Origin of the sequence: Streptomyces sp. PR69, from assembly GCF_026420845.1 — a bacterium.
GTDB lineage: Bacteria > Actinomycetota > Actinomycetes > Streptomycetales > Streptomycetaceae > Streptomyces.
Genome location: NZ_JAOWCB010000002.1, coordinates 165,621 through 179,059, shown reverse-complemented (window position 1 = coordinate 179,059; position 13,439 = coordinate 165,621). Strand labels below are relative to the sequence as shown.

Genomic DNA, 13,439 nt, shown 5'->3' with positions numbered 1-13,439 from the left:
TGCCCCTTACTCCGCCGCGCCCTTCACTCCGCCTCCGAGGTGTCGTCGACGGGCGGCAGGCCCTGCATCTGCCGGTACTGGTCCATGATGGCCGTGATGGCCTGGAGGTTCTCCTTCTTCATCCCGGCCGCCCGCATCGCCACGGAGCGGACCCCCGCCTGACGGAGCGCCTCGATGGCGGCGACTTCGCTCAGCACCGACTCGGCGACCTCGTCGTCGAAGAAGTAGGCGACCGACACTCCGAAGAAGCGCGCCAGCGCGGCGAGGAGGTCCGGTGAGGGATTGGAGCGTTTGCCCGTCCGCAGCTGCGACAGATACACACCCCCGACCCTGAGGTCGGGATTGGCCCGCTTCAGCTCCTCCGCCACCTCGGCATTGGTCCAGTGCTTGCCCTTGGGGCGAACCGTCTTGAAGAGGCTGTCCAGGCGCACTGCCAGCTTGGGCCGGTCCTCGGTCTCGGACATGGCGAATCTCCCTCCCATCACCTCCTTGGCGATTGCCCTCAGCTATCCGCCAGTTTCGCAGATTAGCTGTCAGTTGACAATTGAGCCGGAGTCCGCCAACGTGGACCCCGCCGATAGCTGACAGCTAACTTTGCTTACGGGGGTAGCCGAGTTGACCGCCGGCTATCGGCCTGGCCCGGCCTCGGGGGACGGGCCAGACCGGACGGGGCGCACCCGCCGGCTTGAAGGAAAACGGGGGAATACGGGGGATTCCCGCCTGGTCTGATCGGGGGACGGGCCGGGCGGGAGCTCTCACTCCGCCGTGGCGTCCACTTTGGCGTCCACCTTGGCCAGTCTGCGGTAGGCGGTTGCGACCTGGGTGAGCCAGGCGACCTCCGCGGTGAAGTTGTCCGTGTCGCGGTCGTCGAAGTCGCCGGTGTCCTTGTTGCGATCGGGGACGGTGCCCGCCCGCTTGGCGTGCAGGGCCTGTCTGATCTGCGCCGCTTCGGCGAACGCCTGTCGGGACTCCTCGCTCGCCCCCGCGGCGCGCACGCCCGAGCCGCCCGCGGAGCGGTCGATATAGGGGCGCAGATCCCGCCAGCCGTCCCGTATCTCGACGACCCGCCGGTGCAGGCGGTAGTCGAGGTCGGAGACCGTGGCGCCGGGCGGCTCCAGGACGATGTCCGGGGAGGACTCGTACAGATCCCGCCAGAGCGGGTAGAGCGCCCGGTACGAGCGGTAACTGCGCGCCCACTCCAGCGGCTTGGCGGCCGACGCGGCCCAGGAGGGGACGGTCAGACTGAGCGAGAGGGTGACGATGCCCACCGCGCTGAAGACGTTGGAGGCGAGCTGCCAGACGCCGATGTCGATCCCGGCCGCGGCGGTGAGGATGTTGACTGTCCTGGCCGTGCAGTACAGGAACAGAATCACCGCGGCGGCGGAGAGCATCCGCAGGGCCTGGCGCAGCGAGGCCGTGCCCGCCATACGGGCGTAGGGCCCGCACTGGCGGTAGATGGTGACGCACGGAATCGCCTGCGAGACGATGAAGAACAGAAGATACGTGAGGACCAGGGGCTGCCCGCTGCCGGTGCTGAAGTCCGCGGACGGGCGGGCGGGACCGTCGGCGATGAAGAAGAGCGCCGCCAGCAGCGTGTTGAGCGCGACGCCGGCGATCAGCCAGTAACGCGTCTTCCGCACGGCCTCCTCGGCGGCGGCCGCCCAGCGCAGCAGGATGATCTGCGCGCTGACGCAGAAGGCGACCGCCGCCATATGCATCACCAGGATGGCGAGATTGCCGACGCCCAGGAAGGCCCCGCCGCCGCCCAGCGCCACGGCGCCCATCGTGAAGGTGAGGCACTGGAGCAGCAGAGTGATCACCAGTGTGCGGTAGGCGCTCTCCCGCCAGCTGCGCCGTACTTGGCACAGCCGGTAGACGAGCGCGGCATACGACGAGAGCGCCGCGATGACGAAGCAGAGGGTTCGTATGGTGTTCACAGGCGGTGGAGGGTCTAGTCGTCGCCGTTGCTGCCGTCGCCGTCGCCGTCGCCGTCGCTGTCGCTGTCGCCGTCTCCCAGGGGAACCGTGAGGCCGATGCTCTCGGCCGCCACGGCGACGGCGAAGTCGAAGAACGCGGACTCGTCCCGGACGCTGTCATGGGTACGGCTGAAGACCTGGAACACCAGGAGTCCGATCAGATTGCTCCACAGCACGATGCCGCGCTCGATGACATCCGAGAACGGGGCCTCCGGCAGGCCGCCGAAGAGCTCCACCGCCTCCGGCAGAAGCAGCGGCGGCCCGGGCACCGCCCGCCGGGGCGGGGTCAGTTCGCCGGCCTGAAGCGCCGAACGCACAATGCCCGCAAGCACCGCGGGGGTACGGGAGGCGGGCGGGACCGTGTCCTGCGGGGCGTGGTAGCCCGGGACGGGCGAGCCGTAGATCAGCGTGAATTCCGCGGGGTTGTCGAAGGACCACTGCCGCAGCGCGCGCGTGACCGCGAGGAGCCTCGCGCCCGCCGACGCACCGGCGTCTGCCGCGGCCTGATCGGCCTGCTCCATCGCGGCGCCGGAGGTGTTGTAGGCGTCGATGACCAGCGCGGTCAGCAGGTCGTCCCGATGTGGGAAGACGGCTTCCACATCGCTGACGGCAAGACCGCCGCCCTCGGCGACGGCGTCCGGGGACAGCCCTCCGGCACCCAGTTTCTCCAGCAGTTGGCGTGCGGCGGCCTTGATGGCCTCCCGCATCCTGGCGTTCTCGTCGGCGGCGCTTGCTCCGGAAGCATCCATGGCCAAACCGTACCGGTCAGCTACAGCGGCCGTCAGCGCGGTACTTGGGCCCTTCGGACGCGGGCGGTGATCCCCGTCCTGCGCCCCTGGTTCGGCGGCTCCGCCGAACCGGGGGCGCAGGAGGCGAGCGGTCAGGCGGTGATGGGTTCCGCCCTGCCGGCCGGTGCGGGGGAGGCGAGGCGGCCCGTGCGGTGCAGACCGTACACAGCGGCCGCGCACCCCAGGCCGAGGGTGAGCAGGGCGATCCACGGCAGTGCGGACAGCCCTGCGGCGCGGGAGGCGTCCAGCGCGGCCCCGGTGGCGAGGTTGCCCACGGTGATGCCGATGCCGCAAATGGTGTTGTACAGGCCGTAGTGAGTGGCGACGAGCCGTTTCCCGGAGAGTCGCACGACGGTGTCCATCTCGAACGGATATGCGATCATCGTGCCCAGGGCGAGCAGCAGTGCGCACAGCGCCGGCGGCGCCGCTATGAGCAGCCACCGTACGATCCCGCTCTCCGGGAGGGGCGCCGCCGTCATGGGGAGCAGGGGCGCGAAGGCGACGCCCATGGTCAGCAGGCCCCAGGTGAGGGCACGCCCGGGTGACAGGCGTCCCTTGCACCAGGCGGTGACCCTGGTCTGGCCCAGCACGGTCGCCAGTCCCGACACGGCGAACAGCACCGCCACCGCCGCGGTTCCGCCGTCGCCGTCACCGCCGAGGCGTCGTACCTCCAGCGGCAGGGCGAGATAGACCTGGAACGACAGGACGTACGAGCCGGTCATCGCCAGGGAGAACAGCACGAAGGGCCGGTTGGCCAGGATGCCGCGCCACTGCGCCGCCACACTCTGAGGCCGGCCGTCCTTCCGGGCCGTGGAGTCATCGGGCGCGCGGGCGGGCAGCGCGCGGATCTGCACCGCGCCCAGGACGGCGAAGACACCGGCCGCGGTGAGGCAGGTGATCCGGAAGTCGATGCCGGTCAGCACCATGCCGACAAGGGGCCCGAGCAGGATTCCGGCCTGGTAGAAGACGTTGAACAGGGCGAACGCCTCCACACGCCGCTCTCCCGCGTCAGCGGCGAGATAGGCCCGGGTGGCCGGGTTGAACAGGGCTCCGGCCAGTCCCGTCGCGGCGGACGCGGCGATCAGCGCGGGTACGGACTGCGCCAGTCCGAGCATCGCGAACCCGGCGGTGCGCAGCGCCAGTCCGGCGATGATCAGCGGTTTGCAGCCGAGCCGGTCGGCCAGGGTGCCGCCGACCAGGAACATGCCCTGCTGGGTGAAGTTGCGGACACCGAGGATCAGCCCGACGAGCCATCCGGCCAGACCGAGGGGTCCGGCGAGATGCGCGGCCAGGTACGGCATCAGCATGTAGAACCCGAGATTGATGGTGAACTGGTTCACCATCAGCAGCCGGGTGCTCCGCTCATAGCCGCGGAACTGTGCGAGCGTCCCCCTCACCGGCCGTCCCCCTCCTCCGCGCCGGTCCCGGCGGGAGACTCGTCGCCGGCGAGGCCGAGCGGATCGACGACCTGTGTGCACCTGGTCCAGCGCATGACCTCCTTCTCGTCCAGGCTGCCGATCAGTTCCGGTTCGGCTGCCGGAGGGGAGCCGAGCAGGCCATGGGCGGCGCAGTAGTCGTCGTCGTACACGGTGCCGAGATAGCGCTGCGGGCCGTCGGGGAAGACGGCCGCGATCCGGGTGGGCTCCGGCAGGGTGCGGGCCAGCCAGCCGGCGACCAGCGCCACCGCGCCGACGCTCCACCCGCCGGAGGCGTAGTGCGAGGCGGCGAGCCGCCGGCAGGCCCAGACCGCTTCTGCCGGGGCGATCCAGTGCACTTCGGAGAAGGAGCCGTACGCGACGTTGCGCGGGTAGATGCTCGAACCGAGGCCGCGCATCAGGCGCGGCCGGGCGGGCTGGCCGAAGATCGTGGATCCGACGGTGTCGACGCCCACCAGCCGCAGGCCGGGATAGAGCTGCCGCAGCACCCGCGAGACGCCGGCCGAGTGGCCTCCCGTGCCGACGCTGCACACCAGGACGTCGATATGCCCCAGATCGGCCGCGAGTTCCAGTGCCAGCGAGGTGTACGCCGTGGTGTTGTCCGGGTTGTTGTACTGGTCCGGGCACCATGAGCCCGGATGCCTGCGCATCAGCCGGGCGACCCGGTCGCGGCGCGCCTGCTGCCAGCCGCCGGTGGGGTGCGGTTCGGAGACGACGTCGACCCGGGCGCCGTAGGCGGACAGCAGCCGGGTCATGGACGGCTCCAGGCCCGGGTCGGTGACCAGGGTGACAGGGTGCCCGTAGACCATGCCAGCCAGCGCGAGCCCAAGACCGAGCGTGCCGCTGGTCGACTCGATGATGCGTGCCCCCGGCCGCAGTTCGCCCCGGGCGCGGGCGCGCTCTGCCATGTAGAGGCCGGGACGGTCCTTGATGCCGCCGGGGTTGAAGCCTTCGAGCTTGGCCCAGAAGCCCCGCCCGGACGGCGCGAACGGCTCGCTGACGTGCAGTACGGGTGTGTTGCCGACCAACCCGCCGAGTGCGGCCGCCTGGTGAGACCGGGCGGGGCGCGCTTGGCAGGGGAGGGGCGGGGTGGGCTGGGTGGTGTGCGAAGAGTCCATTGCTCCGCTCTCGTCGTGAATGCCGGTGTGTCGGGTCCTCGTCTCTCGCGCGCCGCCCGTCCCGGGCCGTGGCTCGGCCTCGGGGCCCCGGCGGGCGGCTGCCGCGGCATGCGCGGCTCTGAGGTGCGGCCTAGGTCCGCCAGCGGCACAGGGAGCAGAGGATGCGGCGGCCGGAAGCGGCTCCGGGAACCGGCGACGGCGTCCCCCGGGCGTGCCCGGCGGACACGGCGGGCCCCGCCGCCTTCTTGTGCGCCGCCAGGACGGTCGGCGAAGAGCGGGGCTGGGGCTGTCCGGCCAGGTCGGAGCCCGGCGGGGACGGGGAGCAGGAGTCGGCGGGCGCACCGGCATGCGGCGTCTGCCCGGCGGCGGGCCGGGTGGCCGACTGGTCGCCGGAGGCGGTCAGGGCGGCGCGGTGAGCCTGGCCGGGTTCGTGCGGCAGGCGCGCGCAGCCGGATGCGACCAGCAGCAGCGCGCCGAGGAGCAGGGCGAGCAGCCGATGGGGGAGGGCCGATGGCGGATGCGGTCGAAGGGCGACAGGGCGTGCAGGAGGGATGGTTGGGACAGCGCGGACAGCGGGGGTACAGCGGGCAGAGACGGGCACGGATCCTCCGCGAGCGGCCGCCGCGGCGCGCCTCGACGGCGTGCGGGCGGTTTCGGACGGACGGCATGGCGGCCCCAGCGACGGCGTCGCCCGACCGCCCCCGGCGGGGGCGCGCCCGCGCGACGGCAGCGCGGGGCGAGGAGGCGACGGCCGGCGAAGCGGCTGCGGATCCTAGATCTGGAGGACGGTGGCCTTGAGCGACATGCGGGGCGGCGACTGACCGGCGGCCGACGCCACGTCGCCGGAGCAGGCCACAGCGGGCCGTGCGGCGGCCGCGCTCTGCCCGCACGGGAGGGCGCAGGCGCTCGGCGCGTCCAGCGCCGGGCCCTGCTGGGGCTGGCCGGGCACGCACTCCTCGGCCGCGTGCGAGTGCCCGTGGCCCTCGTCGTGCCGGTCCGCGGGACCGCGTCGGTCCGGGGGCGTGCTCTGCGACGTATGGCCGTGCGCAGAGGCGGCCGCGACGGCCGGTCCTGCCGCGAGATGGTCCACCGCGGCGTCTGCGCTCACACCGTGCGCGTACAGGAAGGCGAACAGTGCGATCGCCGTCCACAGCAGCCGCGGAGCACCCGCCGACGGGCGGGTCTGCGGCATGCGAGAACGCGACCGGGCCGTGACCATGCTGTGATCCTAGCGGTTCATCTGCCGGGCCCCGCGGGCAGTTTGAGACAACTCTCCTGCCTCCTGACGGGGAGCCGCCGGCCGCGACCGCGCCACGGACGGGCGGCGCGGCCGCCCGCCTCGGCCTGGGCGGCCTCGGCCGTACCCGTCCCGGGCGAGCCGGACTCCGTGATGCCCGCGGCGTTCGCACCGGCGCCCTCACCGCACCCCGGCGCCGCACCCCGGTCGTACAACTTCTCTGTTCGATCGCGTGTCTGACCGGGCACCGCGTCTCGCGCGCGCCTGTACCTCTCGGAAGGAACCCACTTGCCTTACGCACGACCGGTTCAGCGAAGACTCGTCGCGGCCGTCGCGACCGTCCTTGCCGTCACCTTCGGCGCGACCGCCCTGACCGCTCCGGCGATCGCGGCCGATGACACGGCAACGGCCGCGACAACCGCAGCCGCACAGGACGTCATCCCGTACCCCCGCAACGCCCAGATCTTCGGGGCCACCGCGACCGGCTATCTGACCTGGAACCCGGATACCTCCGAGCGGACCTGGATACGGGCGTCGGACGGGACCTCGGAAGGCGGCTGGATCTGGCATGTCGGGGTCCGGAGCACCGGTTCCGGAGACATCGTGGCCACCAGCAGCAGCTCGGAAGCCGCGCTCACGGACATGGCGACCGGGCGGCGGCTGCTCAGGGTCTATCTCGGCCACACCGGCGAGGAGTACGCGGGGGCCGCCGGCGAGGCCCTGTTCACCACCCGGTCCGACGGGGCCCAGGGTGGGCAGCTCACGATGCACACCAAGGCTGCCGGGGCCACGGCCGCGACCGGCCTTCCGGCAGAGGCCGCGGGCATCGCCGTCGGGCCCGGCACATCCGACCACGGCCTGGTGCTCTACTCCACCGGCACGGGCGACGCGGTCAGGCAGCACATGGGCCTGATCGATCTCGCCACGGGCGCTGTGACCGAGACGTACACGCGTGCCGGGAAGGGCGATGTCGCCGTCTCCCCGACCCATGTCGCCTGGATCGAGTACGACGCCGACGCCCGGGTCACGGTCGTGGCCGTCGACCGCTCCACCGGCACGCCCCAGCGCATGGCGGTCGGCAGGGCCTGGCGGCGCGATGTCGAGGTCGGGCTGGTCGGCGACTGGGTGACGTACGGGACGCGCAAGGGCCTCACCGAGATCGACGCGAACCCCCTGCACGCCCTGACCGCGCGCAGCCTGACGGACGGGACCGCCCGCAAGGTCCTCGACCACGCCATCTCGGCCGCCGCCGCGCCCGACGGCGCTCAGATCGTCCGCGGCGGCACGGTCGCACAGGGCGAGGGCCTCTACCGGATCGCACCCGCCGCCGACGGGACCCCGACCGCCGCGATCGTCGCGAGCACCGGCGAGCCCACCAAGGTCGCCCTGCTGAGCCATGACGTCCCGGCGGTCATCGACCTCGACCAGAACGGCGGCCGGGCGCCGCTCGAATGGCAGCTGTCCCGGTACAACGTCCGGGCCCGCGTCGTCCTGCGCCATGTCGCGACCGGGAAGACCATCACCCCGGGCTTCACCCAGCCGGAGAACGGGGTCGCGCGCTTCGACTGGCGGGGCGAGCTCTGGAGCGACGGAAGGACTCTGAGCGCGTACAACGGCGACTACACCTGGGAGATCAGCGCCGAGCCGCTCAACGGCATCGGTCCGGCCCTGACCGCCTCCGGCACATTCAAGGTCGTCCGCGAGGACGCCCCGCACGACTACAACGACAACGGCTCTCCGGACGTGCTCCTGCGGGACTCCTCGGGCAGCCTGTGGCGCTCCGACACCCACTACTACACCTACGACGGCAGGCTGTCGGAGGGGGAGCAGAAGCTCATCGGCGGCGGCTGGCAGATCTACGACACGATCGAGGCCGTCGGCGACATCGCCGGCCTGCCGGTCGGCGACGTGGTCGCCCGCGATAGGGACGGCGTCCTCTGGGAGTACCTCGGCTACGGGAACGGGGCCTTCGCCAAGCGCGTCAGGATCGGCGGCGGCTGGCAGGTCTACAACCAGATCGCCGGCGGCAGCGACCTCGACGGCGACGGCAGGAACGACCTCCTCGCCACCGACGCCTCCGGCGGTCTGTGGTTCTACAAGGGCACCGGCGACTGGCGCGCCCCCTTCGCGCCCCGTGTGAAGGCCGGCTGGGGCTGGAGCATCTACAACAAGATCGAGGCCGTCGGAAACATCGCGGGAGCCCCTGCCGGAGACGTGGTCGCCCGTGACAAGGACGGCGTGCTCTGGCTCTATCTCGGCAAGGGAGACGGCACCTTCGCCCCGCGCACCAGGATCGGCGGCGGCTGGAACGTCTACAGCGACCTCGTCGGCATCGGCGACGCGAACCGCGACGGACGCCCGGACCTGTACGCGTACGGCGACCGCGGCGCGTACCTCTACCAGGGCACGGGCGACTGGCGCGCCCCCTTCCGCCCGCGAGAGGTCACCAACATGCCCTACACGGAACCGGCGCACACCGCCGTCGTCTGACGGACGGTCGGCCGACGGCTGACCGACAGCTGATCACCGGCTGAAAGCACGCGGCCCCGGCGGGCTGTCTCACCACGACCCGCCGGGGCCGCGGCTCCGTGTCAGGCGCGCGGGTGGGTCTCGTACATCCGCACCGCAACCACCAGGCCGGAGGCGGCGGTCAGGGCGGCGATCGCCCAGATCGCGGCGGTCAGACCGTAGGCGTCGGCGAGGGCTCCGGCGAGGAGGGCGCCGACCGCGAAGCCGCCGTCGCGCCACAGGCGGTAGACGCCGACGGCGCGGGCGCGCCAGGCGGGGTGGGCGACGTCGCCGATCACCGCGAGCAGGGTGGGGTAGACCAGGGCGGTGCCGATGCCGAGAAGGACCTGGGCCGCGGCCCAGACGCCGAAGGCACTGCCCGCGGCCACTAGGCCGATGGCGGCGGCCTGGAGGAGCATCCCGGCCGTGATCAGGTGTTTGCGGCCGATGTGGTCGGACCACCAGCCCGTGAGCATCTGGCCCGCGCCCCAGACGGCGGGATAGAGGGCGGCGAGGATGCCGATCTGGGCGATCGGCAGTCCGTGCGCGGCGAACAGCAGCGGGAAGATGCCCCAGGCGAGGGCGTCGTTGAGATTGTTGACCAGGCCGGCCTGGCTGGCCGCGGACAGGGATCTGTCGGTGAGGCTGGTGAGGCGGGCGATCTGGCCTGTCGTCAGCTCCGTCGTCGTGTCCACGGGATGGCGGGCCGCTTCGTAGCGGGCGTGGCCGCGGGTCTCGCGTACCGCGAAGGCCGACAGGCCCAGGGCCAGGACGAGATAGGCGGCGCCGAGCAGGAAGGGCGCGGGGCGCAGGCCCGCGTGCTGGGCGATGGCGCCGGTGGCCATGGCGGTGGCGGCGACCGCGAGATAGCCGGCGGCCTCGTTGAAGCCCATGGCCAGGCCGCGGCGTTCCGGACCGACCAGGTCAATCTTCATGATGACGGTGGTGGACCAGGTCAGCCCCTGGTTGACGCCGAGCAGGATGTTCGCGGCGATGATCCAGCCCCACGACGGACCCCACGCGAGCATCGCGGGCACGGGCAGGGCGATCAGCCACCCGGCGATCAGCACCGGTCTGCGGCCGAAGCGGTCGGACCAGGCGCCGGCGAAGAAATTGGTGACCGCCTTTGTCGCGCCGAAGGCCAGGATGTAGGTCAGCGCGGCGGTGTAGGCGGACAGCTGGAAGACGTCTTCGGCCAGCAGCGGCAGGACGGTGCGCTCCTGGCCGAGCATGCCGCCGACCAGTGCGTTGACCACCACGAGCAGGCTGAACTGGGCGAGGTTGGCGCGCAGTCCGAGCCGGATGCCGCCGGTCGCGGGCAGGGCGTCCTGGGAGGTCACTCCCCCTCCTCAAGCGCCCGTCCGCCGGTCCTCGCCCAGTCGGCGGGCCCGCCCTGGAGGACGGCGAGACCGTGCCGCCCGGCCCGCTGCAGCAGGCTGGCGGCGGTCATGGCGCGCTCGCCGTGCCCGCAGTGGACCAGTACGCCGTCCGGCACATCGCCGGCGCGCTCGGCGAGTTGACCCAGTTCGATATGGAGCGCGCCGGGGATATGGCCGGCGCGGTACTCGGCCCGCTGGCGTACATCGAGGACCGGGCGGCCGTGAACCGGTCGGCCGGGGGCCTGGCGGCCGGACACACGCTCCGCGCTGACCAGTTCGACGGTCCGCTGCTGTCCGCCGTCGGCCGCCCAGGCCGCCATCCCGCCGTCGAGACGCCCGGCCAGCCGCTCGTATCCGATCTTCAGGGCCTGCCAGGTGAGTTCGCCGGGATCCTGTCCCGCGCTGGTGACGAACACGAGCGGCATGTCGTCGGGCAGCAGCCATCCCAGCCAGGTGGCGAACTGATCGCGCAGCGGAATGGAGACCGCGCCGGGGATATGGCCGGCGGCGAAGTCGGCGGCAGGACGGACGTCGACGAGCTGCGCACCCCGGCCGAGCAGGCCGCGCACCTCCGCGGCCGTCAGCGGGGCGAGCGCGGGCGACGGGGGGAGGACGGCGGGGCCGCGCCGGTTCGCCTCGCTCAGGCGGTCGAAGTACGCGGGGTAGGAGCCGAGGCTGCCAAGGAGCAGTCGTACAAAGCTGTCCTCGTCCGGTGCGGCGAGCAGGGGGTTGGCCCGCTTCTGTGCGCCGATGGCGGCAGTGCGCGCGGCGCCCGGCGGCGCGGAGCAGAAGGACCCCGCGCCATGCGTCGGCCAGACCGCCGTCTCGTCCGGCAGCTCCGCCAGCCGCCGCAGCGAGCGGTACTGGGCGCGGGCCAGTTCCTCCGCGCGGTCGGCCCCGAGCAGGTCCGTACGGGCGGCGGAGTCGACGATCAGGGAACCGCCGGTGAAGACTCCGAGCTCGCGGCCGCCGTCGAGGAGCAGGAAGGACAGATGCTCGTCGGTGTGGCCGGGGGTGGCCAGCGCGCGCAGCGTCAGGCCGCCGAGGTCCGTCTCGTCGCCGTCGGCGAGCGCGGTGTGCGCAAACGCCCGGTTGCCGGCGGCGGAGGCCAGTACGGCCGCGCCATCGTCGGCGGCCAGCTGCACCGCGCCGGAGAGGAAGTCGGCGTGCAGATGGGTGTCGGCGGCGTACGCCACGGTGAGACCTCGCCGGGCGGCGGCTGCCCGCAGGGTGCGCAGGTCCCGGCTCGCGTCCACGGCGAGTGCCCGGCCGTCGCCGAGATCGACGAGGTAGGCGCTGTTGCCCAGCCCCTCGTCGACCAGCGGTATCAGATGATCGTCGGCAAAGCGCATTGGTACTCCTCCAGGGGAACTGGTTATACTATTCCATGGAATGTTGGAGGATGCCATGGGAGACCCCGAGCGCAAGGCCGCGCTGTACGACGCCTTCGCCCGCACCGGAAAGGCGCTGAGCAATGGAAAGCGCCTGGAACTGCTCGATCTGCTGGCGCAGGGCGAGCGCACCGTCGACGCGCTCGCCAAAGCCGCGGGGCTGAATCTGACCACCGCATCGGCGCATCTGCAGACGCTCAAACAGGCAGGGCTCGTGACCGCCCGCCGCGACGGCGTACGCATCCGCTACCGGCTGGCCGGCGATGACGTCGCCGCCCTCTACGCCCTGCTGCGCCAGGTCGCCCGGACTCATCAGGCCGGCGTCGAGCCCGCCCGCACCGCCTACCTCGGCACGGACGACGCCGAGGAGGTCGACCGCGAGGAGCTGCTGGCGCGCGCCCGGACGGGCGGGGCCGTCATCCTCGACGTCCGCCCGCCCGAGGAGTACGCCGCCGGGCACATCCCCGGCGCGATCTCCATCCCGGTCGGCGAACTGGGTCAGCGCATCGCCGAGCTGCCGGACGGCGTCGAGGTGGTCGCGTACTGCCGCGGCGCGTACTGCGTCCTCGCCTACGACGCCGTACGCCTGCTGAGAGCCCGCGGCCGCAAGGCGGTCCGGCTGACCGACGGGATGCTGGAGTGGCGTCTCGCGGAGCTGCCCGTGGCCAGCGGGGCGGCCGCGTGATCCGCGCACCCGGCCTGTGTTTCCAGACATGTGTCTGGCGCTCGGCCCACGGGGCGGCATGACAGAACGGAGACGGCGGCCGATGACGGACCAGCAGCGGCAGATGCAGATCGGCGACGCCTGCCGCAAGGTCGCCGACGCCCGCTGGGAGAAGCCGCGGGCGCAACTCATGGCCGCCGAAGACTTCGTCGCCGTACTGCGCCGCAAGCTCCGCGGCGCTGGGTGACGAACGGCTGCTGATCGCCGCCACGCGGCCGTGTGCTCCGTGCCTTCAGAGCCCGACGGGCAGGGCGGGGAGGTCCTCCCGGATCTGGCGCAGGTCCGTATATCGGCGGTCGGGCAGGCTTTAGGGACTTCGCGCACCGCTGGCCGGGCGACGGGGACCGTCTGCCGGTTCCTTCGCCTGGCCGGGGCGGTTCAGCGGAGTTTCGCCGCGGGGTCGGAGGCGAGCCAGCCCCGGGCGCCCCAGAAGTCCATGGCCCGGCGGATGGTGTCCAGCGCCGTTCGCGCAGACTCCGACTCGCCGCCGCCCCAGTGGTCCTGGCACCAGGCCGCCAGCGAGTCGGCCGCTTCGGGTGTGTCCAGGGTGCTGAGGCGGTTGTGCGAGCCCAGGTGTGTGCCGAGCAGCACCATCGCCGTGTGGTTGACCTCGCCGGATGCCTCGGCGAGGAATGCCGCGACGGCCTGGCGCACCGTAGGCGCCGCCGACGGCGCTGAAGGACGCGGGCGCGCGGTCGGAGTCCGCCTGCGGGGCGGCGAAGCAGGCCGGGAGCCCCGCGCCGCCGGGGTGCGCCCGGCGGCTGTGGCCGACGGCGGGACGGGCGGCGGCCCGGCCTTGTCCGCGCGTGGCCGGGGCGTACCGGCTGCCGGTGCGGGAGGGGCGGTCGCACCGCCTGGCGGGCGTTCGGCCTGCCCGTGCAG

At 72.6% G+C, this 13,439-nt stretch carries 13 protein-coding genes; 3 read left to right on the top strand and 10 right to left on the bottom strand.

Annotated elements, in window-relative coordinates; all coding sequences use genetic code 11:
- Window positions 1-23 precede the first annotated feature (23 nt).
- The 7 genes from OF819_RS02585 to OF819_RS02555 all read right to left on the bottom strand — a co-directional run bounded on the left by OF819_RS02585 (window position 24) and on the right by OF819_RS02555 (window position 6,510).
- On the bottom strand, window positions 24-464 hold the full coding sequence (locus tag OF819_RS02585) for a helix-turn-helix domain-containing protein (RefSeq protein WP_267241630.1): 441 nt from the start codon (window positions 462-464) through the stop codon (window positions 24-26).
- Window positions 465-755: 291 nt separating this feature from the next.
- On the bottom strand, window positions 756-1,937 hold the full coding sequence (locus OF819_RS02580; protein WP_267241629.1) for an MAB_1171c family putative transporter: 1,182 nt from the start codon (window positions 1,935-1,937) through the stop codon (window positions 756-758).
- A 14-nt stretch (window positions 1,938-1,951) separates the two neighbouring features.
- A complete protein-coding gene (locus OF819_RS02575) occupies window positions 1,952-2,725 on the bottom strand; it encodes a TetR/AcrR family transcriptional regulator (RefSeq protein WP_267241628.1) in 774 nt (257 codons plus the stop codon).
- Between the two features lie 131 nt (window positions 2,726-2,856).
- A complete protein-coding gene (locus tag OF819_RS02570) occupies window positions 2,857-4,161 on the bottom strand; it encodes an MFS transporter (protein ID WP_267241627.1) in 1,305 nt (434 codons plus the stop codon).
- Window positions 4,158-5,318 carry a PLP-dependent cysteine synthase family protein gene (locus OF819_RS02565; RefSeq protein ID WP_267241626.1) on the bottom strand — a complete coding sequence of 387 codons (1,161 nt, stop codon included), beginning with the start codon at window positions 5,316-5,318 and terminating at the stop codon, window positions 4,158-4,160. The genes OF819_RS02570 and OF819_RS02565 overlap by 4 nt, the downstream gene beginning before the upstream one ends.
- 130 nt (window positions 5,319-5,448) lie before the next feature.
- Window positions 5,449-5,919 carry a hypothetical protein gene (locus tag OF819_RS02560; protein WP_267241625.1) on the bottom strand — a complete coding sequence of 157 codons (471 nt, stop codon included), beginning with the start codon at window positions 5,917-5,919 and terminating at the stop codon, window positions 5,449-5,451.
- Between the two features lie 171 nt (window positions 5,920-6,090).
- Window positions 6,091-6,510, bottom strand: coding sequence for a hypothetical protein (locus OF819_RS02555; protein ID WP_267241624.1), 420 nt, complete (start codon window positions 6,508-6,510; stop codon window positions 6,091-6,093).
- A gap of 333 nt (window positions 6,511-6,843) precedes the next feature.
- Between OF819_RS02555 and OF819_RS02550 the strand changes: the two genes are divergently transcribed.
- Complete coding sequence (locus OF819_RS02550; RefSeq protein ID WP_267241623.1) at window positions 6,844-9,045, top strand: FG-GAP repeat domain-containing protein; 2,202 nt, start codon at window positions 6,844-6,846, stop codon at window positions 9,043-9,045.
- A 101-nt stretch (window positions 9,046-9,146) separates the two neighbouring features.
- Here the strand turns inward: OF819_RS02550 and OF819_RS02545 are convergent, their stop codons facing one another.
- Complete coding sequence (locus OF819_RS02545; RefSeq protein WP_267241622.1) at window positions 9,147-10,403, bottom strand: MFS transporter; 1,257 nt, start codon at window positions 10,401-10,403, stop codon at window positions 9,147-9,149.
- Window positions 10,400-11,794, bottom strand: coding sequence for an MBL fold metallo-hydrolase (locus tag OF819_RS02540; RefSeq protein ID WP_267241621.1), 1,395 nt, complete (start codon window positions 11,792-11,794; stop codon window positions 10,400-10,402). The genes OF819_RS02545 and OF819_RS02540 overlap by 4 nt, the downstream gene beginning before the upstream one ends.
- 40 nt (window positions 11,795-11,834) lie before the next feature.
- On the opposite strand from OF819_RS02540, the gene OF819_RS02535 reads away from it, so the two are divergent.
- Together OF819_RS02535 and OF819_RS02530 are read left to right on the top strand one after the other, a co-directional pair.
- On the top strand, window positions 11,835-12,518 hold the full coding sequence (locus OF819_RS02535; RefSeq protein ID WP_267241620.1) for an ArsR/SmtB family transcription factor: 684 nt from the start codon (window positions 11,835-11,837) through the stop codon (window positions 12,516-12,518).
- Window positions 12,519-12,600: 82 nt separating this feature from the next.
- Entirely contained in the window at window positions 12,601-12,744 is a 144-nt protein-coding gene (locus OF819_RS02530) for a hypothetical protein (protein ID WP_267241619.1), read from the top strand.
- 191 nt (window positions 12,745-12,935) lie between these two features.
- Here OF819_RS02530 and OF819_RS02525 read toward each other — a convergent pair whose 3' ends face one another.
- The gene (locus OF819_RS02525; RefSeq protein ID WP_267241618.1) at window positions 12,936-13,211 is read right to left on the bottom strand and encodes a hypothetical protein; all 276 of its coding nucleotides are present in this window, start codon (window positions 13,209-13,211) and stop codon (window positions 12,936-12,938) included.
- Window positions 13,212-13,439 lie beyond the last annotated feature (228 nt).